Annotated in this window: 19 protein-coding genes; 10 read left to right on the forward strand and 9 right to left on the reverse strand. The window is 69.5% G+C overall.

The genetic code is table 11. The annotated features are described in order from the left end of the window. Window positions 1–8: 8 nt before the first annotated feature. Window positions 9–1208 (forward strand): cyclic nucleotide-gated ion channel, encoded by a 1200-nt coding sequence (locus U1T56_RS20890; RefSeq protein WP_418161442.1) that lies wholly within the window; start codon window positions 9–11, stop codon window positions 1206–1208. Window positions 1209–1614: 406 nt separating this feature from the next. On the opposite strand, the gene U1T56_RS20895 is transcribed toward U1T56_RS20890, so the two are convergent. From U1T56_RS20895 to U1T56_RS20910, 4 genes are all read right to left on the reverse strand, one after another. Beyond that, complete coding sequence (locus U1T56_RS20895) at window positions 1615–2988, reverse strand: sensor histidine kinase (protein WP_418161443.1); 1374 nt, start codon at window positions 2986–2988, stop codon at window positions 1615–1617. A gap of 445 nt (window positions 2989–3433) precedes the next feature. Then, window positions 3434–5893, reverse strand: coding sequence for an ATP-binding protein (locus U1T56_RS20900; RefSeq protein WP_418161444.1), 2460 nt, complete (start codon window positions 5891–5893; stop codon window positions 3434–3436). 6 nt (window positions 5894–5899) lie between these two features. Then, window positions 5900–6382: a response regulator gene (locus tag U1T56_RS20905; RefSeq protein ID WP_418161445.1), complete on the reverse strand. Its 483-nt coding sequence runs from the start codon at window positions 6380–6382 to the stop codon at window positions 5900–5902. A gap of 152 nt (window positions 6383–6534) precedes the next feature. After that, on the reverse strand, window positions 6535–6924 hold the full coding sequence (locus U1T56_RS20910; protein WP_418161446.1) for a response regulator: 390 nt from the start codon (window positions 6922–6924) through the stop codon (window positions 6535–6537). Window positions 6925–7280: 356 nt separating this feature from the next. Between U1T56_RS20910 and U1T56_RS20915 the strand changes: the two genes are divergently transcribed. The 7 genes from U1T56_RS20915 (at window position 7281) to U1T56_RS20945 (ending at window position 15441) form a co-directional block, all read left to right on the forward strand. Further along, complete coding sequence (locus U1T56_RS20915) at window positions 7281–9365, forward strand: PAS domain-containing protein (RefSeq protein ID WP_418161447.1); 2085 nt, start codon at window positions 7281–7283, stop codon at window positions 9363–9365. Between the two features lie 16 nt (window positions 9366–9381). Beyond that, window positions 9382–10017, forward strand: a complete 636-nt coding sequence (locus U1T56_RS20920; protein ID WP_418161448.1) for a response regulator transcription factor — start codon at window positions 9382–9384, stop codon at window positions 10015–10017. A gap of 182 nt (window positions 10018–10199) precedes the next feature. Next, window positions 10200–10565: a response regulator transcription factor gene (locus U1T56_RS20925; RefSeq protein WP_418161449.1), complete on the forward strand. Its 366-nt coding sequence runs from the start codon at window positions 10200–10202 to the stop codon at window positions 10563–10565. Between the two features lie 370 nt (window positions 10566–10935). Further along, window positions 10936–11352: a response regulator gene (locus tag U1T56_RS20930; protein ID WP_418161450.1), complete on the forward strand. Its 417-nt coding sequence runs from the start codon at window positions 10936–10938 to the stop codon at window positions 11350–11352. 352 nt (window positions 11353–11704) lie between these two features. After that, window positions 11705–13489 carry a PHA/PHB synthase family protein gene (locus U1T56_RS20935; protein WP_418161451.1) on the forward strand — a complete coding sequence of 595 codons (1785 nt, stop codon included), beginning with the start codon at window positions 11705–11707 and terminating at the stop codon, window positions 13487–13489. 390 nt (window positions 13490–13879) lie between these two features. After that, a complete protein-coding gene (locus U1T56_RS20940; RefSeq protein WP_418161452.1) occupies window positions 13880–14416 on the forward strand; it encodes a sigma-70 family RNA polymerase sigma factor in 537 nt (178 codons plus the stop codon). A 44-nt stretch (window positions 14417–14460) separates the two neighbouring features. Then, window positions 14461–15441: an anti-sigma factor family protein gene (locus U1T56_RS20945; protein WP_418161453.1), complete on the forward strand. Its 981-nt coding sequence runs from the start codon at window positions 14461–14463 to the stop codon at window positions 15439–15441. A gap of 358 nt (window positions 15442–15799) precedes the next feature. Here U1T56_RS20945 and U1T56_RS20950 read toward each other — a convergent pair whose 3' ends face one another. From U1T56_RS20950 to U1T56_RS20970, 5 genes are all read right to left on the reverse strand, one after another. Continuing rightward, window positions 15800–16933: a DUF4340 domain-containing protein gene (locus U1T56_RS20950; RefSeq protein WP_418161454.1), complete on the reverse strand. Its 1134-nt coding sequence runs from the start codon at window positions 16931–16933 to the stop codon at window positions 15800–15802. Window positions 16934–16949: 16 nt separating this feature from the next. Continuing rightward, window positions 16950–18839 (reverse strand): Gldg family protein, encoded by a 1890-nt coding sequence (locus U1T56_RS20955; RefSeq protein WP_418161455.1) that lies wholly within the window; start codon window positions 18837–18839, stop codon window positions 16950–16952. Between the two features lie 12 nt (window positions 18840–18851). Beyond that, window positions 18852–19586 (reverse strand): ABC transporter permease, encoded by a 735-nt coding sequence (locus U1T56_RS20960; protein WP_418161456.1) that lies wholly within the window; start codon window positions 19584–19586, stop codon window positions 18852–18854. Between the two features lie 16 nt (window positions 19587–19602). Further along, a complete protein-coding gene (locus U1T56_RS20965) occupies window positions 19603–20547 on the reverse strand; it encodes an ABC transporter ATP-binding protein (protein WP_418161460.1) in 945 nt (314 codons plus the stop codon). Window positions 20548–20785: 238 nt separating this feature from the next. Then, a complete protein-coding gene (locus U1T56_RS20970; RefSeq protein ID WP_418161457.1) occupies window positions 20786–22216 on the reverse strand; it encodes a hypothetical protein in 1431 nt (476 codons plus the stop codon). Between the two features lie 493 nt (window positions 22217–22709). On the opposite strand from U1T56_RS20970, the gene hemN reads away from it, so the two are divergent. Together hemN and U1T56_RS20980 are read left to right on the forward strand one after the other, a co-directional pair. Beyond that, window positions 22710–24062 carry an oxygen-independent coproporphyrinogen III oxidase gene (gene hemN / locus U1T56_RS20975; protein WP_418161458.1) on the forward strand — a complete coding sequence of 451 codons (1353 nt, stop codon included), beginning with the start codon at window positions 22710–22712 and terminating at the stop codon, window positions 24060–24062. A 99-nt stretch (window positions 24063–24161) separates the two neighbouring features. After that, window positions 24162–24872: an SDR family NAD(P)-dependent oxidoreductase gene (locus tag U1T56_RS20980; RefSeq protein WP_418161459.1), complete on the forward strand. Its 711-nt coding sequence runs from the start codon at window positions 24162–24164 to the stop codon at window positions 24870–24872. Window positions 24873–25065: the final 193 nt, after the last annotated feature.

Raw genomic sequence — 25065 nt, forward strand, 5'->3', positions numbered from 1 at the left:
CCACGTTCATGTCCGTCGATCCGAGCGGGGCCGGCCGCACGCTCCGGCAGCAGCTCTACGAGCTTCTCGAGGACGAGGAGTGGCCGGGGCCGGCGAGCCGCTGGATCCGCAACGCGCTGGTGCTCCTCATCGTGGCGAGCGTGGCTGCCGCCGTCCTCGACACCGTGCCCTCGGTCCGGGAGCGCTGGGACGCATGGCTGCGCGCAGTCGAGTATGGCTGCGTGCTCCTGTTCACGCTGGAATACGCCGCACGGGTCTGGGTCGCGGTCGAGGACCGGGCCGAGCGGTACGCCCACCCGCTGTGGGGCCGGCTCCGCTACATGCTGACCCCGATGGCGGTGATCGACCTTCTCGCCATCCTGCCGACCTATCTGGCATTGATCCTGCCGGGCGATTTCCTCCTCCTGCGCACGCTCCGAATCCTGCGCATCCTCAAGATCACTCGTTACTCGCCGGCGCTCGCCACCTTCGAGATCGTGCTGGTCAACGAGCGACGCTCGCTCGCGGCCGCCGGGACCATCCTGGCCGTGGCCCTCCTGCTCGCCGCGGGTGCCCTGCATCATGCCGAGGGTGCCGTCCAGCCCGAGGCGTTCGGCTCGATCCCGGCGGCGATGTGGTGGGCGATCATCACGCTCACCACGGTGGGCTACGGCGACGTCGTCCCGGTGACCGCACTCGGTCGCGTACTGGCCGGCTTCGTCGCGGTCATCGGCATCGGCATGTTCGCGCTGCCGACCGCGATCTTAGGTGCCGGCTTCGCCTACGAGCTGCAAAAACGGAACTTCGCCACCACCGCCGCCATGGTGGCGCGGGTACCCCTGTTCCGGCACCTGCCGCCGCCGCAGCTCGCCGAGCTCACGGCGCTGCTGCGCCCGCGCATGCTGCCGCCACGCTACACCGTGGTCCGGCGCGGCGAGCATCCCGACGCCATGTACTTCATCGACGAGGGCCAGGTCGTCATCCGCCGCAGGGACCGGCGCGTCGTCCTGGGCCCCGGCCAGTTCTTCGGCGAGATGGCGCTGCTCGAAGGCCGGCCGCGGCAGATGACCGGGATCACGCTCACCTCCTGCAAGCTGCTCGAGCTGCAGGCGAGCGACTTCCACCGTCTGCTCGCCGGCGACCCGCGCCTGCGCCGCACCATCATAGACGAGGTCGAGCGGCGTGCCGCGAGCAACATGGGCGGCCTCGCCAGCGGGCCGGGTGCCTGAGGGGACGCGGGCGCAGGCACCCCGTTGTTGCACCGCGCCGGGCCGGGCGGCACCATCGCGAGTTTTTCCCTCGCCCCTGCCGGAAAGCTTCCGAACGCCGGGCCTCGTGGTCGTGGCCGCCTCGGCCTTCTGGCTGGAGACGAGGCGGCGTCGCGTGGTCCGAGGCTCCTTTCGGTCGGGAACACACGCGCTCAGGGCTCCTTGATGGCACCGGGCACCGTGAACGTTCGTCAACCGCCGTCGCCGGGCTCGGCACGCTTCCACCCGCGCTTCACCCCGGTCTCGGCCTCCTGGCCGAGCGCCGGCTTGCCCTCCCGCGCCGCCGCCGGCCCGAACGTGGCGCTTTCTCGCCAGAGCCTGCCAAAGGACCCTCCACTCGAACCCTAGCGTCCGCATGCTCCTGCCGTCATCGCTCCGGCGGCCCACCCGAGGCGGCTTCGGGCAGAACGATATGGCAGACGAGGCCGGTCTCCTGCCAGTCGAGATGAACCTCGCCCCGGTGCCGTCCCCGGATCGCGCGGTCGAGCAGCGTCGTGCCGAACCCCCGATGCCGCGGCGGCTGGATGCGGGGGCCGCCGATCTCGCGCCAGACCAGCTCGAGCGCCGGGCCACGCGGGCCGATGATCATCCGGCCGGAGAGCTCGACCCGACCGCCCGGAACCGACCAGGCGCCGTGCTTCATCGCGTTGGTGGCGAGCTCGTGCAGCACCAGCCCCAGATTCTGGGCCATGTCGGCATGGAGCGGCCGGTCCTCGATCAGCAGACGGAGGCGCTCCGGGTCGTCGCCCACGTGCAGCCGCAAGGACCGGCTCGCGAGCTCGGCGAGGCCCGCTCCTTTCCAGCCCGAGGCGGTCAGAAGGTCATGCGTCGCCATGAGCGCCCGCATCTGGCCCTCGAAGCGCTCCATGAACTCGGCCGTCGTCCGGGCCCGGGCGCTGGTCTGATGCGCGATCGCCAGCACCAGGTTCAAGAGGTTCTTGACCCGGTGGCGCAGCTCGCGAAGCAGGAGTTCCCGCTGCTCTTCGGCCCGCCGTCGCTCGACGATCTCGTTCGCCAGGGAAAGGTTGGCCTCCCGCAGCTCGCGCGTGCGGTCCGCCACGGCCAGCTCGAGGTTCTGCCGGGCGCTCTCGAGGCGCTCCACGAGCTCGACGTTCTGCAGGCTGAGCTTCGCGGCGCGCTGCAGGGTGAGGTGGGAGAGATAGCCCATCGCCGAGATGCCGACGCCATAGAGCAGGGTGACCAGCGCCATGGTGCGCACGGTCGGATCCGCCTCGCCCGCGAGCCGCAGCCCATAGGGCAGAAGCGTCGCCCAGACGAAGGCGAAGAAGGCGGGCGGATGGCTCGGCAGGGTGGTGATGGCCCCACCCGTCATGCCTGCGAGCGCGAACGGGATGAAGAGCGGGCTCTCCTCCGGCCCGCCGAACAGGAAGCCGGCCATCCCCCAGACCGAGCCCGCCACCGCCGAGACGATCATCACCTCGTGGGCGGCGCACGGGCCCATGGTGATTTCCACCGAGCGCCACCGGACGAGCCAGAGCCCGGTGCGGGCGAGCTGGACCAGCAGGAGATAGCCGAGCCAGAGGCCGATCGCCTTCAACGGGACGGTCTGGCTCAAGACCGAGGCCGCGGCCACGCCCACGATGACGTTGAGGGCGGCGAGGAGAGGCTGTCGGCTCAGGAGGTCGTCGAGCAGGAGCTGCTCGGGCGAGATCGGGATCTCGCGCCACGATGCCGCCGGGACGAGAGGAAAGAGGTGGAGGCGACTGTGATTCCAGACCATCGCGGTCGGGTCCGCATCGCTGCGGCCCGCTTCCTCCGCTCTCGGAGCGCCCGGTCTCGGGCGGATCGTGCCGTTCGCGACCCCACGACAGGACGGCTCAGGATCGCGGATCGCCCCACCGAGCCGGAGCGAGCCCGAAGGGCATGATGCATCGTGGCTACGAATCTCGACCTCGGTCAACGGAAAGCGGCATCCCTTCGCCAATTTGCCGCATTGGGACCAAGCAAATGTCAGAGGGCGGGGCGGATGACGCCATCGACCGGCAATGAGCCCTTCTGCTCCGAGCATCGGCGATCCGCCGCATCCGTCCCGACAGATCGTGACGGATCGCTGCCCTTGGCTGGCACTGCCCGCTTGCTTCGTGCGCCGCGCCCGGCCATGATGGCGGCGGACGAAAGCCGGGTCGTTGCCGAAAAACCCGGCAGGCAAGGGTCGGGGAGGCGCATCATGCGCCTCCCTTTCCTTTCTGATCGCAGCGCCCGGTACCGAGAGCCGCTGCGGTCGTCGTCACGGCGCGCTCGAGCGCTGCGAGCGGCGCTCGAAGATCGCTGCCGGTGGCTGCCGCCCGTTCGATCGCTTCCGCACAGGCGCCGATGGCCACGAGCCCGAAGCTGCGGGCGGTGCCCTTCAGCCGGTGGGCGGTTCGGCACGCCGCCTGCCCATCGGCCTGCTGCTCCTGCAGCTCGCCCAGGCTGGCCCGGGCCTCGGCGAGCGCTCGCGCCAGGTAGGAGTCCCGCCTCTCGACCGGCATGTCGCCGAAGGTCGCCGCGACGAAGCTCCAGTCGACCGCCGTCTTTGGATCAGGCCCATCCTCCTCCCGCCCGTCGGCCGCGAGCAGGGCGGCGATCGTGGCGGAGAGCTGCGCCCAGACGATCGGCTTGCTCAGGCAACGGTCCATCCCGGCCGCGAGATAGCGTCGGCGATCCGCCTCGACCACGTTGGCGGTGAGCGCTATCGCCGGTGCGTGGCGGTTCGGGCCGGAGTCGGCGCGCAGACGGCGGATTGCCTCCTCGCCGTCCATGACCGGCATCTGGATGTCGAGCAGCAGAAGGTCGAACCGCTCGCGCGCAGCCCGCTCCAGGAACTCGGCGCCGTTCTCCGTCTGGACGACCTCGTGGCCGTGCCGGACGAGCATGTCGCGGAGCAGCTCCCGATTGAGCGGCGCATCGTCGGCGAGGAGCACGCGCAGCGGCGGCAGGTCGCGCAGGCCGGGCGGGACCGCGGCGGCAGGAGCCACATCGCGGCCCCGCTCGAGCATCACCTCGAACCGGAAGATGCTGCCGCGACCGGGCCGGCTTTCGACCTGGATCGTGCCGCCCATGGACTGGATCAGCCGGCGGCAGATGACGAGCCCGAGCCCGGTGCCGCCGAAGCGGCGCCCGATGCCGTCGTGCGCCTGGGAGAAAGGCCGGAAGAGGCGGCGCACCTCCTCCTCGCTCATGCCGATGCCGCTGTCCTGCACGCTGCAGGAGAGCCGGATCGTGCCGTCCGCCACGGGCTCCGTGGCGAGCCTCACCACGACCTCGCCCTTCTCGGTGAACTTGATCGCGTTGCCGACCAGGTTGAGCAGCACCTGCTCGAGCCGACGCGGGTCGCCACGCAGGGCCGGCGGTCGTGCCGGCCCGAGCCGGATGTCGAGGACGAGCCCCTTCTCTGCGGCCTTCACTTGCATGCTCGAGCGCACGCGCTCGACGACCTCGGCCGGATCGAAGTCCACCCGCTCGAGCCGGAGCTCGCCCGAACCGAGCCGCATGAAGTCGAGGATGTCGTCGATGATCGCGAGGAGGAGCCGGCCGGAGCGGCGGACATTGGTCACGTAGCGGTGCTGCGTCGGGTCGAGCGACGTGCCGGCCAGAAGGTCGGCCATGCCGAGCACGGCCGTCATCGGCGTCCTGATCTCGTGGCTCATGGCGGCGAGGAACCGATCCTTGGCCCGGCTCGCCACCTCGGCCGTCCGGCGCGCCTGCGCCAGATGACGCGCCAGGCGCTCGCGCTCGGCCAGCACGGCCGCGACCGGCAGGGTCGAGACCACCGCCACCACGAGACAGAGCTGCAGGTAGAGAAGCCGCTCGGCCGTGCCCGCGCCTGGGATCGGCGCCATGGGACCTTGCCCGTGCGTCGTGAGCCAGGTGGCGGAAATGCCCAGCGCCAGCAAGGTGGCGGTGACACCCGGTAGCCCGCTGCGGAAGGCCGTTAGCAGCAGGAGGGGGAAGATCACGAACATGAGCGGCATGTGCTGCTGGGTGAAGGTCAGGACGGTGACGATCGGCACGCTGCCGGTCAGCGCCGCCAGCTCCAGCGCCGGCCACACCCCCCGGCGCGGGCGTAGACAGGGGCTGGCCCAGCACAGAAAGAACGGAACCGTGGTGAGGAGGCCCAGGGCGTCGCCGACATACCAGCTCCACCAGGTCGCGCCGAACGAAGCATCCCCTGCCAGGGCGACGATGGCGGCTCCGGCGCTCGCGGCCAGCATCGGGGCCAGAATGCCCGCTATCCCCGCGAAGCGCGCGAGCCCGTCCATCGTGAGCAGCGAGGCGGCATCGAAGCCACTCCCCCGGCGCAACGCCGTGGCCGCCAGCACGGCCTCGCTCACGTTGCACGCCGCGAGCCCGAGCGCCATCCCTACCGGCATGCCGAGGAGCAGGTTGGCAGCGGCTCCCGCCACCACCGCCGGAGCGGCAGGCAGGAGCCGGCGCGCCGGCCGGCCGGCCTGCAGCATGGCCGCCAGCAGGATGCCGTTGGCCGGCCATACGGCCGCGATATCCCCGTTTTCGCGCGTCGGCACGATGGCGGCGACGGCGGCGAAATAGAGCAGCGCTGCCAGCATTGCCCCACCGAGCGTGCCGGGATCGCAGATCGGGCACTTCGGTGCCGCTGCGCGATCATCCTCAGGGATGCAGGACATGGCACGTCACCGGCTCTGGGGCACGACGCTACCCGTCGCCATCGGGGCCGGAGCGAAGGACGAACCCAACATCCGCGCGACCTGGCGCACCACGTCACCGCTCAGGATCGGTTTGGTCAGATACTCGACGGCACCCAGCGCCAAGCCATAGGCCACCTCCTCGCTCGCGGTGCAGGACGTGACCATGAGCACCGGGATTCCCGCCGTGCGCCGGTCGCGCTTGAGGCGCTGCAGCACCTCGAAGCCGTCGAGACCGGGCATCGTACGGTCGAGGACGATGGCATCCGGCCGGCCGGTCAGCGCCTTGTCGAGCCCTTCGGCACCGTCCGTGGCGGTGACCACCTCGTAGCCGTGATCCCGCAGCGTCTCGGCGAGGAAGCCCAAGAGGATACCGTCGTCGTCGACGAGGAGGAGCCTGGCTTTCTCCTTCGTCGGAGCGGGGACGGTATGATCGGACCGGCCACGGCCGGCCAGCAAGCGTCTCAACATCGACATCTCATCCGAATCGGGAACGTCCCGCCTGCCGGCGGATGCGAGAGCATCGGGACAGCCGCCCGCGCGGGGCCGCCCACTCTCGGCGAGCTTCCAGAAGGCCGGTCCGATCGTCGTGCCGGATGCCGACGGCGCGGCCGGCTTCGAGATCAGGCGGACGCTGCCGTGCCGGGCACCAGCCGCAGAAGGAGCGCGTGCAGCGCCTCCGTGGAGCAGGGCTTCACCAGACGGAGCAGGCTGCGCAACGGCGGCTCGTCGGTCGAGCCCTCGCAGCCGGTGATCAGGGCCGTGGGCACGCCCAAGGTGCCGAGAACCTGAGCGACCGGCACGGACCGCCCGTCCTGGAGTTCGAGATCGGGCAGGACCAGGTCGGGTCGCTGGCTGCTCGAGACACCGAAGGCCATCGCCACAGAGGCCACGGGTCCGAGCACGGCACAGCCGAAGCCGTGCAGCAGATCCTCGAGGTCGAGGGCGAGAAGAGGGTCGTCCTCGGCGATGAGCACTTTGCGCCCACCGAGGACGCTGTCCACGCTTTGCATGGTCGGCATCCTGGTTCGGCGGGGTCGGCCCTTCGCCGGCCCCGCAGCCGCCCGTCGCACCATAGAGCGCGATTGCCGGGCTTATATTCGCGTTTAGCGAGAAGGAGCTTAAACGGGTAAATCTAAAAAGTGTCTATCTTTATTGCCGCATGGTTGCGCGGCACGGCACCGGCGGCGGTCGTCCTCTCCGGCCGTCCCAGGCGAGCACGGAAACGGATGCCGCCATCGCTCGTCGTGCCGCCATTCGCCCCCTCGCGCCGAATGATCACCGCACCCGAGCTTCGGGCCTCGGTGGACTTCGCCCGCCGTTTCAAATTATCCTAAGGAGAATCCGGTCAGGGCAGGATATTCGACGCGTGTCCGACAACTTTCGCCGGCTCGACGCGGACGCAGGGGGCATCGTGGAGCCCGCCAGAACATGGTTCGCCGCCCTGCGCGACGGCGTTCGCCGATGCGCGGCCCGTGCGCGCCTTCCGTTCCGGAACGCTCGCCCCCCGCCGTCCGCAGCGCTCGCCGCCGACGGCGGCACGTCTCCCGCTGCGGCGGCCTCGAGCGAGGCGCAGTTCGCGCTGTTCGTCGAGCACGCGCCGGCGGCGATCGCCATGTTCGACCGCGACATGCGCTACCTCGCCGCGTCGCGCCGCATGACCGCCGATTACGGCCTTCCCGAGGGCATCGGCCTGATCGGCCGCTCGCATTACGAGATCTTCCCCGAGATCCCGCAGCGCTGGCGCGACATCCACGCCCGCGTGCTGGCCGGCGAGGAGCTTTCCTGCGACGAGGATCCGTTCCTCCGCGCCGACGGCCGCATGGACTGGATTCGATGGTCGATGCGGCCCTGGCGGGATGCGGCCGGCAATATCGCCGGGGCCACGCTGTTCAGCGAGGTGATCACCGGGCAGGTCGAGGCACGCCGGGCTCGGCAGGTCGTCGAAGCACGGCTCCGCGAGAACGAGGAGCGGCTGCGCCTGGCGCTCGAAGGCGCGCAGATGGGGATGTGGGTCTGGGAGGTCGGCACCGACCGCTCGGTCTGGAACGCGCGCGAGTTCGAGCTTCTGGGTGTCCCCGACACGGGCGGCGAGGTGGACACCGGCCGCTTCTTCGACTGCGTCCATCCCGACGACCTGCCGGAGCTGGAGAAGATCCTGGCCGAGGTGCTGCGGACCGGCGAGGACTTCGCCCACGAGTTCCGTGTCGTGCTTCCCGACGGAACCATACGCTGGCTCGCCGGACGTGGGCGGCTGCTCCGCGGTGCCGCCGGCGCGCGGATGCTCGGCACGAACTGGGACGTCACCGACAAGAAGCGCGCCGAGGCCGCGCTGCGCGAGAGCGAGGAGCATTACCGCTGCACCATCGAGCTGAGCCCACAGAACCCTTGGACCGCGGACCCGACCGGCGCCTTCATCAGCTTCACCGACCGGTGGCTGGAATGGACGGGGCAGAGCCGCGAGGATGCCGTGCGCCTGGGCTGGGCCCACGTGGTGCATCCGGACGACCTGCCGCGCTGCATGCAGCAGTGGGGGCACGCCGTCGCCACGGGCGAGCCGGCCGACGTGCGGTACCGCCTGCGCATGGCCGACGGCTCCTATCGCTGGATGCGTGGGCGCGCCTTCCCGCGCCGTGGCGAGCCTACCGCCGAGCACCCGGAAGGGCCGATCATCCGCTGGTATGGCACGACCGAGGACATCGACGATCAGATGCGCACGGAACAGCAGCAGCGGGAGCTGAAGATGGAGCTTCTGCACGCCACCCGGCTCACCACCATGGGGGAGATGGCGGCGACCCTGGCGCACGAGCTGGCTCAGCCGCTGGCGGCGACCGCCGGCTATGTCGAGGGCTGCGAGAGGCTGCTCCGGTCGGGCAGGCCGGATGCCCGCGAGCTCGTGCTGGCAGGCCTCGGCGAGGTGCTCCACCAAGCCACGCGCGCCGGCGAGATCCTGAAGCGCCTGCGCGGCTTCGTCCGCAAGGGCAGCGAGCACGAGACGGCGGCCCGCGAGCCTGCGGACCTCGATGCTCTGGTGCGCGAGGCCGCGGCCCTGGCCCTGGCGGGGGCCGACCGGCTCGGCATCCGCGTGATCTGGGAGCTGGCACCGAACCTGCCGCCGGTCGTGGTCGACCGGGTGCAGGTGTCGCAGATCGTCGTGAACCTCGTGCGCAATGCGGTGGATGCCCTGACCCAGGCATCGCGGCGGGAGCTGCGGATCGCCACGGCGATCACGGCCGACGGCGAGACCATCGCCGTCTCCTTCGCCGATTCCGGGCCGGGTCTGCCGCCCGAAGGAGGAGCCGGCCTGTTCGAGCCGTTCGTGACCACGAAGCACGACGGGCTGGGCCTCGGCCTCAAGATCTGCCGCTCGATCGCCGAGGCGCACGGCGGCCGGATCTGGGCCGAGCCGAACCAGGGCGGCGGCGCCGTGTTCACCTTCACCCTGCCGCTGTGACGGAACGAGGTCCGCTGTGCCGCCCGACGACCGCAGGCCCGTCGTGCTCGTCGTCGAGGACGACGAGGCGCTGCGCCGTGCGCTCGCCTTCAACCTCGAGGTCGCGGGCTATCGCGTGCGGGCCCACGAGGCGGCCGAGCCGCTCCTGGCCGAGCTGGACCGGATCGAGGCGGGCTGCCTAATCACCGACGTCCGGCTGCCCGGCATGGGCGGCCTCGAGCTGATCCGCGAGCTGGCCCGTCGCGGCAGCCGCCTGCCGGTGGTGGTCGTGACCGGGTTCGCCGATGTGCCGCTGGCCGTGGAAGCGATGAAGGCGGGGGCAGTCGATCTTTTGGAGAAGCCGTTGGCGCCGGGCGCACTCCTCGCCGTGGTCGAGCGGGCGCTGCGAGCATGCTCGGGGATACTGCGGCAGCAGGAGCAGGTCGAGAACGCGGCGGCCCGGATCGCGACCTTGTCCTCCCGCGAGCGGGAAGTGTTCGACGGCTTGATCAGAGGCCGGCTGAGCAAGCAGATCGCGGGGGATCTCGGCATCAGCCCACGCACGGTCGAGATCTACCGGGCCAATGTCATGGAGAAGCTCGGCACCCGCACGCTCGCCGAGATCGTCCGTCTCGGCGTCCTGCTGGAGCTGCAGGGGCAGCGCGAGCCGTAGCCGCTCCGGCCACCCTACGTAGCGGACCGGAGTTGCATCCCCGGCGCGAGCGGCCTTTCCTGCTCCGGTCGTTTCGGGACGACGGCGCGCCGACCTGCGGCACGAGCCGTCGGGAACCCGTTGCCGGCCGTCCCGAGCCGGATCCCGCACGCGTCGATCGGAGCGCGCTGATGGCACCCCCTGTGACGGTCTTCGTGGTCGACGACGACGAGGCGGTGCGACGCTCGATCGTGTTCTTGCTGGTGGCTGCCGGCTTTTCCGTCCACTCCTTCGCCAGCGGGGAGGAGCTGCTGGCCGCCTGCGACGATGGCAGCCGCGGCTGCGTGCTGCTCGACGTCGACATGCCGGGCATGGACGGCATCACCATTGCCGAGATGCTGCGCGCCCGCGGCAGCAAGCTCGCGATCCTGCTGATGACCGGCGGAAACGTCGCCCGTGCCGAGGCGCGGGCGCACGACCTGGGACTGAGGCCGATCCTGCAGAAGCCTTTGCTCGCGAACGTCCTGCTTCGGGCCGTTCGCGACGTGCTGGCGCGGCTTCCAGACTGATCCCGGCGGCTCTTCGGCCATGATGCCTCGTTGCGGTGCAAGCGAGCCACCGACCCGGTATCCGTCTTCCGTGCCCGCCCATGCTCCCCGCCAGCAAGCCGGTACGTATCAGCCCTTAGGTGAAGTCGGGCGCGTTCCCGGGAAGAATGCAGCTTACGTCCGGCGATGATCTGGTTCTCCGTCGGGCCGCCAGGGCCGATACCGGGGTTCTCCAGCCTTCGATCGTCGCCCTTGGGATCGGAACGATGCTGCCGCCAGCCGGCCGTCGGTCACGGCTCGACCGCGAACCCATGCCCGGGTCCCGCCGACAGGGAACAGTGCCACTGCACCCCGCTCCCGCCGGCAACCCGACCGCCGAAGGACGGCCTTCATGCGCCATCGTCCCATTCCCGCAGCTCCGTCCTCGGGCAACGAGCAGCCGGACACCCGCGGCCCGCTCGTGCTGGTGGTGGAGGACGAGGCCCTGACGGCCCTCGATCTCGAGTACACCTTGCTCGACGCCGGCTACAGGGTCCTCGGTCCTGCGGGCCGGGTGGAGGACGCGCTGGGCCTCGTCCGCTCGACGCGCCCGGATGCGGCCGTGCTGGACGTGAGCCTGGCCGGCGACTTCGTGTGGCCGCTGGCCGCGATGCTGCGGCTCATCGCGGTGCCGTTCCTGTTCTACACGAGCTTCATCCGGTCCGATTTCCCGGAGAGCATGTGGGACGACGCCCTGCTCCTGCCGAAGCCGGCATCCCCGCAGCGCATGCTCGAGGCGGTGGCCAGCCTGTTCGTTCCGGCCGGATGAGCCACCAGGCACGGGGACCGGACGGGACCGGCCCGCCCGCAGAGCACGAAAGCACGATCATGGGTTGGCCGGAATGGCTCCAGATTCTCTCGTTGGCTCTGCTCGTCCTCGGCATCGGCCTCTGCCTCGTCGCGCTCTGGCTCGAACGGAACGACAGATGACCGACGATCGACCGGACGAAGCGCTGGTCGATTCCCGTGCAACGCCGACCGGCATACGATCGAAAGGGCTGCGGAAAAGCGACGCGCCGCGCTTGCGCGCGGCGAGAGGCTGCCCCACTGCTCGGGGCAGCGGGAACGAGCAAGAACAGGACGGCGACGCGCCTGCATCGCGGTGCCCGAGGAGAGCGAGCATGCCCGAGACGTTCGAGCCCGATCCGGCCGAGCTCGGCCGGGCGCTGGCGGATCTGCTCGAGCGGAGCCGGCGGGTGGCCCGGACCTTTCTGAAGCGCCGGGTCGAGGAGGACGGCTTTCGCATCCCCGACCCGAAGATCGTCGGCAACGCCTTCGCCGCGCTCTCGCAGGCGCTGCTCGCCGAGCCCGAGAAGCTCGAGCAGGCGCAGCAGCAGCTCTGGCAGCGGATGGGCGAGCTCTGGCAGTACGGGCTGCGCCGGGCCGCCGGCGAGCGGATAGCACCTCCGATCGCGCCCGACCCGGCCGACAAGCGGTTCAAGGACGAGGCCTGGAGCGAGGACGTCGTCTTCGATTGGATCAAGCAGTGCTATCTTCTGGCCGCGCGCTGGCTCCAGGACACGGTGGGTGCGGTCGAAGGGCTCGAGCCGAAGGTCAAGGAGAAGGTCGCATTCTACACCCGTCAGCTCGCGGACGCGCTCTCACCCACGAACTTCGCGCTCACGAACCCGGCCGTACTGCGGCGCGCCGCCGAGACCAAAGGCGAGAGCCTCCTGAAAGGGCTCGAACACCTGCTCGCCGATCTCGAGAAGGGCAAGGGCGAGCTTGCGATCTCGACGACCAGGGAGGATGCTTTCATCGTGGGCGGGAACCTCGCGACCTCGCCCGGCAAGGTGATCCTCGAGAACGAGCTCATGCAGCTCGTCCAGTACGCGCCCTCGACCGAGCAGGTCCACAAGCGGCCGCTCCTCGTCGTCCCGCCCTGGATCAACAAGTTCTACATCCTCGACCTCCAGCCCAGGAACAGCTTCATCAAGTATGCGGTCGACCAGGGCTTCACCGTGTTCGTGATCTCCTGGGTCAACCCCGGCCGGGAGCTCGCGCACAAGACCTTCGAGAACTATCTCGAGGAAGGCCCGCTCGCGGCGCTCGATGCCATCGAGCGGGCGCTCGGCGAGCACGAGACGACGGTGATCGGCTACTGCCTCGGCGGCACGCTCACGGCCTGCCTCCTCGCCTGGCTCGCGGCCAAGGGCGAGGACCGCGTCAAGGCCGCGACCTTCCTCACCACCATGACCGACTTCGCCGACCCCGGCGAGCTCGGCGTGTTCATCGACGACGAGCAGCTCGATCTCATCGAGCGGCACATGCAAAAGAAGGGCTATCTCGAGGCGCGCCACATGCAGAAGGTGTTCAGCCTGATGCGCGCCAACGATCTGATCTGGAGCTTCGTCGTCAACAACTATCTCATGGGCCGCGAACCGCCCGCGTTCGACCTCCTTTACTGGAACGCCGACGGCACGCGCATGCCCTGCATGATGCACAGCTTCTACCTGCGCAGCATGTACCAGAAGAACCTCTTGGCGCAGCCCGGCGGGATCGTGCTCAAAGGTGTCCCGATCGATCTCGGACGGATCGAGGTGCCCTGCTACTTCCTCTCGACCAGGGAGGACCATATAGCCCCCTGGGCCTCGACCTATCGCGGCTCCTTGCGGTTCGGCGGACCGGTGCGGTTCGTACTCGGCGGCTCGGGCCACATCGCGGGCGTGATCAACCCGCCCTCCTCCACCAAGTACGGCTACTGGGTGAACCCGCGCCAGCCGGCGGACCCGGCGGTCTGGCTCGCGCGTGCCGAGCACAAGGAGGGCTCGTGGTGGCCGGACTGGCGGGCATGGCTCGCACGACGTAGCGGCCGGAAGGTGCCGGCCCGGGATCCCGCCCGCGGCAGCCTGCCGCCGATCGAGGATGCACCGGGCCGCTACGTGAAGGTCCGCGCTAGCGACTGAGATGGATCCCGGGCCGGCACGAGATGACAAATCGTCCATACACGATGCGCGCAGGAATAAGGACAGCGGAAGCGCCGTCTATCGGACAGGCGATCTGGAGCCGGGACGGCCGGTGCCCTGGGTTGGAGCAGGGCCAGGATGCGCGGTCCGAGATGTGCAGGCGCTTCGGCGCTGCTGTCGGTCCCGTTCGGGTCCGCGGCAGGTACAATGGGCATCCGTTGCGCGCTTCCCGATCCGCCTCCAGGACGCCTAGCGTTTCCGCCCAACCGCCTAGGCTCCGTCGGCCCGGCCGACGGAGCCGTCCTTTCGTCGGGACCGGAACGGCACGAGGGGGAAACGTTCCGAGTCGATCGGCGTGCTGCAACGATAAGCGAAGGCGATGGGCAGGACATGGCGGGGACGCACGGTAACCTGGAGCGCGACAAGCTCACGCAGGATCTCACCACCCATGTCGCCGCGCTGCGGCGCTATGCTCTCGTCCTCGCGGGCGACCCGCATGAAGCCGACGATCTCGTTCAGGAATGCCTGAGCCGCGTGCTCGGCCAGATGCGCGCATGGCGACCGGTGCGCGATCTTCGTGCCTATCTGTTCGCTACCATGCACAACGTGTTCATCGACGCGACCCGGAAGCGACGGAGCCGGGTCGATCACGTTCCAATCGAGGACGTCATGGCGACCTTGTCGCTGCCGGCGAACCAGACCCGGCGGCTCGAGGTCCGCGACCTCCTGCAAGCGCTCGCGGCCCTGCCCGAGCAGCAGCGCGAGGTGGTGCTCCTGGTCGGCCTCGAGGGCATGAGCTATCTCGAGGCCGCCCGCGTGCTGGACGTGCCGATCGGAACCGTCATGTCCCGTCTCTCCCGCGGGCGCGAGGCCCTGCGCCAGCTCATGACGCAGGGCTCCGTCACGCGGCTCCGCGTGGTCAAGTAGCCATGTCTGCAAGCCATTCATCCTCGGCGGTCAGCGAGCAGGATTTGCATGCCTTCGTCGACGGCGAGCTCGACGGGCGCCGTTACCGCCGGGTCGTCGCCCATCTCGCCGTCGATTCCTTCGCTGCCGAGCGGGTGAGCGACTTCCTGCGCCAGCAGGGCGAGCTCAAGGCGCTTCGCGAGCGGCTCGACGATCGCGGCTACGTTCCCGACTCCCGCACGGACGAGCTGATCCGCGAGCTCGCCGGCGCCATGCGCCACCGCCGGCGTGTCCGCATGGGCCTTGCCGGCTCGGGGCTCGCGGCGGCATGCCTGGTCAGCTTGTGGGTGGTCTGGGGCCCCCCGCCCGGCCAGGTCGCCGAGCATCTGACCTGGCCGCCGCTCGTCCTCAACGCCGGACCGCAGGTCCTGTTCGGGCGCGATCCTTTCGGTAATACCCAGCTCGCGGCGAGCGAGGGCCTCGACGGCACCGGCCTCGACCAGCAGCTCGCCGCCTACTCGGTCCGGCGACCCGATCTCGCTGCCTACGGCCTCCACTTCGTCGGCGGCAACGCGCTCCAGGGCGGCGAGACGCCGGCAATCCGTCTGGTCTACGAGGACAAAGACGGCCGGCGCGTGTTCCTGTTCGTGGGTGCCGTCGGCAGCGATGCCGATGTCGCGCTCACGCTCGTGCCCGAGGGGCACATCTCCTTGAACTGGCGGCGCGGCTCCCTGGTCTTCGCCCTGATCGGCCCCAAGGAGAGCCAGCAGCTCCTCGACGCCATGCGGGCGACCGGCGAGTTCCTGTCCCCGCCGACACCACCCGGCGAAGGCGAGATCGCGGCTACGGCCGAACTGTCGGCGTCCGTGCCGCCGGCAAACGCCGTGAAGCCGACATCCCTGCCCTCGGCGACGGAACCGGTCGCCACGGTCGGCCATGCCGGCGGCACGATCGGCCATCCTCCCGCTGCCGTGCCGGAGCCTTCGGCGACCCCGCTCCCCGCTGCCGCCACCAACGCTGCCGAGAACCGGCCGAAGTCCCTCTGAGGCCGGAAGCACGAGCGCCTCCCCCGGCTCACGACACCCGCGCAGCGGCCATGGCAGGTCCACGGCCGCCGTTCGCGCTTTCCGGACGCCGTGCCTCGTCCGGCACGGGTTTTCCACAGAGTTCGGGACAAACCTGTGCATGGCGGTGTGGGAGAATCGTGACCGTTCCAAGGACGAGAACACGGAGCTCCCTTCCGCCTGAGGATAGCGGGAACAACGGGTGCAAACGGCCCGCCCACGGGCAAGGTGAAGAAACGACGACGGCCCGGTCGTGGCGCCCGGGCCGTCCGAATCGGGGAGCCGGAGCCGCTCCAAGACGGACGGGCGCTGCATCCCACCCGTCCGGCGGATGAAGGGCTCAGGACGAGCCCTGCTTGTCGGCGAGCAGGGCGTCGAGGTCGGCGCCGAGCCGGTCGCCCACATAGGGCGAGACCTTGTAGGCCCAGCCATGCACGCGCGCATCGAGCTCGGCCGCGCGCTCCGCCGCCGGCTTCTCGGCCGGCTTCGCCGCGTCGCCTGCGGGCTTCGCCTCGGTGCCGGCCGGTGCCACCGCGGGCGGCGGGGCGGCGGCGGGATCGAGCGCGGAGACGGCGAGCGTCACCCAGCGCTCGGCGGCATCGCCCTCGCCGATCCTGGCCTCGGTCACGTCCACGGCGAGGCCGTCGAAGGTCTCGTAGCGGCTGTGGCGCGCGTTCGGCGGCAGCGCCAGTTCGGCTGCGGGCTTCACGTCCTGCAGGGTGAGGAGCCCCAGGGAGCCTGCGACCTGCTCGACCTTGTCGCGGTCGATCTCCCGACCCTCGGGCGCAGTCGCCTCGACCGTATAGGGCAGCGTGTCCGTGTCGGGCCGGTGGATCCGAATCGGGTTCGGGCTGTCGACGCCGAGCGTCACGCGGGCGATCTTTCCCATCGGCAGATCGATCACCTCCCGCTCGACCAGATCGAGCCCGTCGCCCGGCAGCTGGAGCGAGCCGGCGGCGAGCCAGGCCTGCGGCTCGCCCGCGCGCCGGACGTAGACGCCCGAGCGCCCGCTGCCGTAGAGGCCGGGCTTGCTCTTGCCGACCACGGCGGCGGCGACGGGCTTGCCGTCCTTGTCCAGAAGCTCGACCGCGCGCGACTTCGCGTCCTTGCCGCCTGCCGGATCCTCGAGCTCCAGGCGCTTCAGCCGGTCGGACTGCGCCGTCTTGGCCTCGACGAGCTGGAGGCCGGCCAGGCCCAGCACGAGCTTCCTGACCTCCTCCGCCTTGACCGGATAGCCGCCCTTCTCCTGGAGCTTCCAGCCCTTCTCGTCGGCGACGACCGTGATCGTCCTGGCGTCGGGACCGGTGATGCGGACGGTGCGCACCTCGTTCACCCGGTCGATCAGGCCGGGAAGGAAAGCGGTCGCGGCCGGCTGCGCCGTCACCGGCACGTCGCGGCTCACGACGGCACCGATGGCCAGTACCAGGCTCACGGCGGTGGCACCGGCCAGGATCACGAAGTTCCTCGGTGACATGGCTCGTCCTCCGGCTTCAGGCGTGGGCCGTCGTATCGAAGCGGCGGCGGTAGCGCGCGCGCTGGACGACCGCCATGACGATCGCCAGCGCCGCCACCAGAAGCGGCACGGCTGCGATGTTGATGAACCGGATCCGATCGCGCAGATCCTCGATGTCCTTTCTGAGCGCGTGCTGCACGTCGCGCAGCTCGCGCCGCGTCTCGAGAAGCTGGCCGCGGAAGCTCTCGATCTCCTTCTTCTGCGCGTCGCTGAGCAGATTCCCTTCCTCCCCCGCGCCGCTGTCCGCCGGCTTCAAGGCGCTCAGCTTCTGCTGCAGATCGTCGAGCTTCTGCTGCAGCTCCTGCTCCTTCGCCCGGTACTGCTGCTCGGCCGCGCGCCGGATCTCGGCGACCTTGGTGAACGGCCGGAGCGTCACGTCGCGCCCGCGCAGGCTCAAGAGCGCGTCGCTGCCGACGAGATAGTCGAGCGCGTTGGCGACGAGGTTGCCGTTGTCGGCGAGCGGCACCGTCACCTGCTGGCCCAGCATGCGCTGGTTCGCGAGCCAGTTGCGGTCGTCCAGAAGGTCGCTGTCGGCGATCAGGATGATCTGGGCCGGCGACTTGCTCTCCTTGAGCTGCTCGGCCCCGCCGCCGGCCCCTTCCGGCGCCTTGTCGAAAGCCGACTTCACGGGCCCGCTGATCCTGGCCGCGAGCACGAGCTCCTGCCCGCCGGGCTTGTAGTCGCGCATGATGGCGTAAGGATCGGGGTAGACCCGGACCTTGTCGGCATCCATCACCTGCGCCGAGGCACTCGAGCGCATGAGCGGCGTGAAGCTGGTCGTGGCCCCCTCCCTGGGCTTGAGGAAGCCCGCGGTCGCGAGGTTCACGCGGTTGAGCTCGGCCGTGATCACCTCGTCCTTCGCGAGCCTGCTCTGGTCGACACCGAGCCAGGGCAGGTAGTCGATCACCTGCTCGCGCCCGCCGCTCGGGAATACGACCTGCCGCGCCAGGTCGGGATCGGCCACGATCTTGTCGTGATCGAAGGTGACACCCCAAGCCGGCAGCAGCTTGCCGAGATCGGAGAACGTGTCCTCGGGCATGCCGGGTGGCCGGCGCACCGCCTGCGCCTCGGCGTGCGGATCGACGAAGGCGAGCACCTTGCCGCCGCGCATGACGAACTGGTCGATGGCGTAGAGCGTCTTCTCGCTGAGCGCCTGTGGATGGACCAGCATCAGGACGGCGACGTCGTCGGCGATGCGGTCGATGTCGCCGCCGATCGTCCTGACCTCGAAGAACTCCTGGAGCTCCTGCATCACCTGCCAGGGTCGGTACTGCTGGGCCGGGTCGCCGTTCATCGGCAGGCTGGTCAGGAGCGCCACGACCGGCTTTTCCGGATGGGCCAGGTTCCAGACCATCCGGGTGAGATCGTACTCGAGAAAGCTCTCGCGGTCGGGCGAGAGCACGGGAATCACGTCCACGTCGTCCGTGGTGTTGGTGCCGGCGATGCCAAGATAGCCACTGGCCCCACCGCCGCTCTCGGACTGGATCGGCTGCAGGCCGAAGCCCACGGCACGGTCCTCCTCGGTCGAGAACGGCTCGGGGTCGATGTACTCGACCGTGATCTTGCCGTTCGACGCGTCGGCGTAGGTGCGCAAGAGATCGTGCACCCGGTCGGCGTAGGAGCCGAGGAACGGGTTGGCGTCCCGCAAGGAGCGCGAGGCGTAGAGCCGGAGCGTGATGGGCTCCTGGATCTTCCCGAGGAGCTGCTCGGTGCCTTGTGAAAGCGTGAACTGGTGGTTCTCCGTGAGGTCGAGCTTGAGGTTCCTCAAGGAGAGGCTGCCGAAGGTGTTGAGGGCGAAGAACAGGACGACGGCGAGAACGATGCCGGCGACCGTGAGCCGGCGCCGGTCGGGCGATGCTAGCTGCATGTTCGGGCTCCCTCAGGCCGCCTTCTTGAGATCGACGAGCAGCGTGTTGATCAGAAGGCAGATCACGATCAGCGACACGAAGAAGAGAAGCGTGGCGAGATCGATCACCCCCTTCATGAGCTGCCCGAAGTGGGTGATGAAGCTGAACGAGGCCACCGTGTCGACCACGACCGGCGGTGCCCAGGGCCTGAACGCCGCGAGCACGAGGTCCATCCCGCTCATGAGGAACAGGAAGCAGGCCGCCGCCCCCACGACGAAGGCGATGACCTGATTCTTGGTGAGGGCCGACATGCAGGCGCCGATGGCGATGAACGCCCCCGCCATCAGCCAGGAGCCGAGGTAGGAGACGAGGATGACGCCGTTGTCGGGGTCGCCCAGCCAGTTGACCGTGAGCCAGATCGGGAAGGTCAGCAGAAGGGCGATGCCGGCGAACACCCAGGCGGCGAGGAACTTGCCGAGAACGGCCGAGAACGTCGTCGTCGGCAGGGTCATGAGAAGCTCGATCGTGCCGGAGCGCCGCTCCTCCGCCCAGAGCCGCATGGCGATCGCAGGAACGAGGAAGAGATAGAGCCAGGGATGGAAAAGGAAGAAGGGTGCGAGATCTGCCTGACCACGCTCGAAGAAGTTGCCGATGAAGAAGGTGAAGGAGCCGGTCAGCGCCAGGAAGATGACGATGAAGACATAGGCGAGCGGGGTGGCGAAATAGGCCCGAAGCTCGCGCTTGAAGATCGTGAGCACCGCATGCATGACCATCATCCGCCCGTCAGTGCGCCGAGGACGCCATGGTGAGATCGCGGAACACGTCGTCGAGGCGGCCCTGCTCGACGACGAGCTCGTCGACGGCGACACCGCTCTCCCGGATCAGGTCCGCGATCGGATGGCCGATGTCGCGCCCCGGCTCGGGCAGGGCCAGAAGCGTAGCGACACCGTTGACCGCGCCCACGGTCTCGACGCCGCGCACGCCGGGCAGAGCCATGAGCCGCGGTTGGAGGACCGGCTGGAGGTTGGCGTTGAGCGTGAGACGGACCGCGTTGTGATAGCGGGAGCGGCGCTTGAGCGCATCGGGCCGCTCGTCGGCCACGACCCGGCCGCGGGCGATCACCACCGCCCGGGTGCAGATCGCCTCCACCTCCTCCAGGATATGGGTCGAGATGATGATCGCCTTGTCCTCGGCCATCTCGCCGATGAGCTGCCGGACACCATGCTTCTGGTTCGGGTCGAGGCCATCGGTCGGCTCGTCGAGCACCAGCACGGGCGGGTCGTGCATGATCGCCTGGGCGATCCCGACCCGGCGTTTGAAGCCTTTGGAGAGCGTCTCGATCGGGCGGTGCACCACCTCCTCGAGCTGGGTCCGCGCGATCGCGGCATCGAGCCGCTGCCGGCCTTGCGCCCCCTCGAGGCCGCGCATCTCGGCGATGAACCGCAAGAAGGCGAGCACGGTCATGTCGCCATAAAGAGGAGCGCCTTCGGGCAGATAGCCGATCCGCCGCTTGGCCTCGATCGGGTCCTCGACCACGTCGTGGCCCAGTACCGAGGCGGTGCCGCTCGTGGGCGCGAGGAACCCTGTGAGCATGCGCATGGTCGTGGACTTGCCGGCGCCGTTGGGCCCGAGAAAGCCCAAGACCTCGCCGCGCTCCACCGTGAAGCTCACCTCCTCCACGGCATGCACCGGCCCGAAGCGTTTGGCGAGCCGGTCGAGACGGACCATCTCCGTCATTCCCCTGCACCTCCTCATCTGCGGTCTCGGGCACAGCACCCGGTCTGTTCCAGGCGCGCGCGTGTTAGCATTCGTCTTGTTCGGCTGCCAGTCCCTGCCGCCCGCGCAGATACGAACGCCGGGATGACCGTTCAACCCCTCGCCGAATGACAGTTTCGCGAGTCATGGGGTCGCACCGGCCGCAGCTGGGACGGCTTCTCCGTCCCGAACCCGAGAGATGCGGGCGGCTTCAGTCGACCGCCTTGCCGACGACGATCAGGCTCTGGCTCCACTCGACGATCTCGTCGCGGCCGTCACGGTCGAGGTCCGCCACGACCGGGAACGCCGACCAGCGATCGTAGGAGTAGGGATACTGGCCCGGCACCTCCTGGACCTTGGTGCCTTTGAGATTCCAATACCAGAACTTGGTGAGGCGCATCCCGCCCGACCGGTCCGCCACCTGCGCGAACTGGCCGACCAGATCGTCGCTGCCCTGCGCACCGTCGAGATTGGCGTTCTGGATCGGGATGAAGCTGCCGATCATGCCCGTCGCGAACGTCTTCAGGATTCTGCCGCTGCCGTCGAGCATGTAGACCTTAGGAGAGGCGACGGTCCCCTTGGATCGCACCGTGATCGTGGGTGTGACAGCGTTCGGGTCGAGCCATGCCACCCCGAGATGCTGCGGGTTGTCGATCACCGATTTCGGCTTCGTCCAGAGCACGGTGCAATCGTCCACATCGACCATCTGCAGGCCGGACGCGCCCACGACGATCGCTTCCATCCCGCTGCGCGCCGGAACGAAATCGGCGACGTTCACCGCGTCCGCATGATCCGAGCCCCAGAACGGGAAGCGGCAGCGCTGCGTGCCGTCGACGTTGAACAGGTGCCGGCCGACGAAGATCGCTTCGGCGTAGCCGTCGAAATTGGCGTCGACCGGATAGACGTAGTGCCCGGCGTTGCAGGTGTTCCGGTCCCACAGCTTGTTGAGGCGGAGATCGTAGGCGACCGTCCGCGCCCAGTAGTCGGTGAAGTTGTGATCGCAGCTATCGGGTGCTTTGACGCGATGCGAGACCAGGATGATCGGATCGGGCCGCCCGGTCACGTAGAACACGCCGAGCTGACAGATGTCGCTCTTCGGCGCGTCCAGATCCACCTGCCGGACGATGCTGCCGTTGGTGCCGCGGCGGATCACCAGCCGCTTGCTGCCGGTGGCGTGGTTGGCCCAGCAGTGGATGATCTCCTGCTTCCGGTCGCCGTCGATGTCGAGGACGGCGAGCGTGTCGCGATGAACGGTGTCCTTGTGCACGCGGCCTTTCGGGTCGTCGATCTGCCAGCGCTTGGTGCCGTCGGCATTGTAGATCCGCATGAAGCGGTAGCCGTTGTAGTGCAGGAACGCGTAAGAGCCGTTCCCGTCTACGTCGATCGGATAGACGTTGCCCCGGACATTGGCGAGCGGATCGCCGTCGAGATCGATTCTCGCGATCACCCGCATCTGCAGCGTGCCGGTCCGCTCCGGCTGGAGCTGCCTTCTGAGCGGGACATAGTTGATGCTGCGCTCGCCGTTGCGATGGAGCTGGATGCGCTGGATCTTGGGATCCGACGCCGGCGGCGTCTCCACTCCCGCGGCATGGGCGTCGCCGGCGAGCAGGCCGGGAGTGCCGGCGAGCAGCAGACATGCCATACCCAGAGAGCGGACAAGATGCACGAGACGTGCGGCGATGCGAAGACCGCCCTTTGCGTATTGTGATGACATTAGGCCTTTTCCTCGGGCGTTCTTGATGCCGCGGCAGCCGGTCCTCGGGATGGGACCGGACGGCAGCGGCGGCCTCTCTGGCGCGTGAGTCTTGGCGACGGCGCCGACGCACGGGTGCCGGCCTCAGGCAGCGTTCCACGTCAGGTGGCGGTCACGTTCTATGACCAGGCGCATCGCTTATCGCGTTAAGCGACCAGGAGTTGGCGTATAACAACTTTCTGGAATTCCACTGTCAAGCGATCAAGGGCAAAGCGTTCAACTTGTCGCTGGTGCGCGCATGAACGGTCCGGACGGTCCTTCGGGCAGGGCTAACCGACGCCGTCTGCCGCGACGAGATGCCTCCGTTGACCCAGATCAAGGCGCGCTCCGGCGACGGGTTCTAGGTGCGGGATGGCATCCACAGCAGCGGCTCGAGCGGACGATGAGGCAGGAACTGATCCGGTGGTTCGAGAGCAGCCGTGTACCGCGCTACACGAGCTACCCGACGGCGCCGCATTTCGGCCCGGCGATCGGCCCCGGGCAGCATGCGCTCTGGCTGCAGCGGATAGCACCCGACGAGCCGGTCTCGCTCTATCTGCACGTACCGTTCTGCCGGGTCTTGTGCTGGTACTGCGGCTGTCACACGCGGCTCACCCGCGATCAGGGCCGGATCGACGCCTATGGCGCGAGTCTGCGGGCCGAGATCGACCTGGTCGCCGCCCAGCTCGAAGGCCGACTGCCCTTGACCCACCTGCACTGGGGCGGCGGCACGCCGACCACGCTCGGGCCCGAGGGCTTCCGCGTCACGATGCGGAAGGTGCAGGAGCACTTCCGGGTGCTGCCGGAAGCCGAGCTCGCGGTCGAGCTCGATCCGCGCACGGTCGATGCGGCCATGCTCGACGCGCTGCGGGACTGCGGAATCAACCGGGCGAGCCTGGGCGTGCAGTCGTTCGATCCCACCGTCCAGAAGGCGATCAACCGCATCCAGAGCTTCGCGGTCACGGCCGAGGTGATCGAGGGACTGCGGGCGCGCGGCGTACCGGGGGTCAACGTCGATCTGCTCTACGGCCTGCCGCACCAGACCGTGACGAACTGCCTCGATACCGTCCGCCAGGTCGCGAGCTTGCGGCCCGACCGGATCGCCGTCTTCGGCTACGCCCATGTGCCGGGCTTCAAGCAGCACCAGCAGATGATCGACGAGGCGGCCCTGCCCGACGCGGCCGAGCGCGTGGCGCAGTACGAGGCGATCGGCGACGCGCTCGTGGCCGAAGGCTATGTCCGGATCGGCCTCGACCATTTCGCCCTGCCGCACGACGCCATGGCGCAGGCCGCGGCCGCGGGCACGCTGCGGCGCAACTTCCAGGGCTACACGACCGATCCGGCGGGCACGCTGATCGGCCTCGGCGCCTCCTCGATCTCGAGCTTCCGCGAGGGCTACATCCAGAACGAGGTCGACCTCAAGGCTTGGCGCGACGCGGTCAGGGCCGGGCGCCTGCCGACCGCGCGCGGGGTGGCGCTGACGGCCGAGGATAGGCTCGTGCGCGACGTCATCGAGGCCCTGATGTGCCGGGGCGAGGTCGATCTCGCCCGGATCGCCGCGGCGCACGGAATGCCGGTCGCGGCCTGCGAGCCCGATCCCGAACGGATGGCGGAGCTGCTCCGGCTCGGCATCGTGCGCCGCGACGGCAGCCGGGTGATCGTGGCGGAGGACTGCCGGGCGCTGCTGCGCGTCGCGGCCGCAGCCTTCGACCGCTATCTCGCGGCCGGCGCGGGGCGCCACGCCGTCGCGGTCTGACCTCGCCCGGCCTTGCGGCCAAAGGCCCATGCGCGCATGACACAACCCGAGCCGGGTGGCCGCAAAGGCGCGGCCGCCGCGCGATCGGGGAGAAGATCGATGAGCGATGGGGCCGTGGCGGTCGTGGCCGGTGTCGGGCCGGGCCTGGGGCTCGCCGTCAGCAACCGTTTCGCCGATGCCGGCTGCCGGGTGGCAATGCTGGCGAGGCGGGCGGATGCGCTGGAAGCCATGGCTGCGGCCCGCAGCGACGGCAGGCTGCTGCCGTTCCCCTGCGACGTGACCGAAGCCGAACAGGTGGAGGAAACGTTCGCCCGGATCGGGCGCGAGCTCGGCGTGCCCGAATGCGTCGTGTTCAACGCCGGCGGCTGGGTCAGGATCCCGATCCTCGATCTCGATCCCGAGACGTTCGAGCGGAGCTGGCGGGCAGGCTGCTTCGGCGGCTTCCTCGTCGGCCGGGCCGCGGCGCGGGCGATGGTGCCAGCGGGCCACGGCACGATCCTGTTCACCGGCGCCACGGCGTCCCTCCGCGGCGGAGCCGGCTTCGCCGCGTTCGCTGCCGGCAAGTTCGGGCTGAGGGCCGTGGCCCAGAGCATGGCGCGCGAACTCGGGCCGCAGGGCATTCATGTCGCCCACGTCGTGATCGACGGGCAGATCATGAGCCCGCGCTACGCCAGGCTCGCAGCCGAGCGCGGGCCGGACGCGCTGCTCGATCCGGCCGCGATCGCCGAGGTCTATCACCAGCTCCATCTTCAGCCGCGCAGCGCCTGGACCTTCGAGCTCGAGCTCAGACCCTGGTGCGAGCGGTTCTAGCGCCGGGCCGCCGTGCCTCGGCGAGCGGCTGCTCTCGTGAGCGACGTCCTGGTCGGGCGTGCCGTCAAGGACCGCGCGGGCGGCGGGGCAGGCCGGCGAGACGCGGCCGGGCCGGCGCCGGCGCGGCGGCGCCGGCCGACAGCAGCGCGCACCCGGCGGGCTCGCTGCCGAGCCGGCGGGCCAAGCGGACCGC

It is taken from the genome of Benzoatithermus flavus (assembly GCF_037908215.1).
Taxonomy (GTDB): Bacteria; Pseudomonadota; Alphaproteobacteria; order Geminicoccales; family Geminicoccaceae; genus Benzoatithermus; species Benzoatithermus flavus.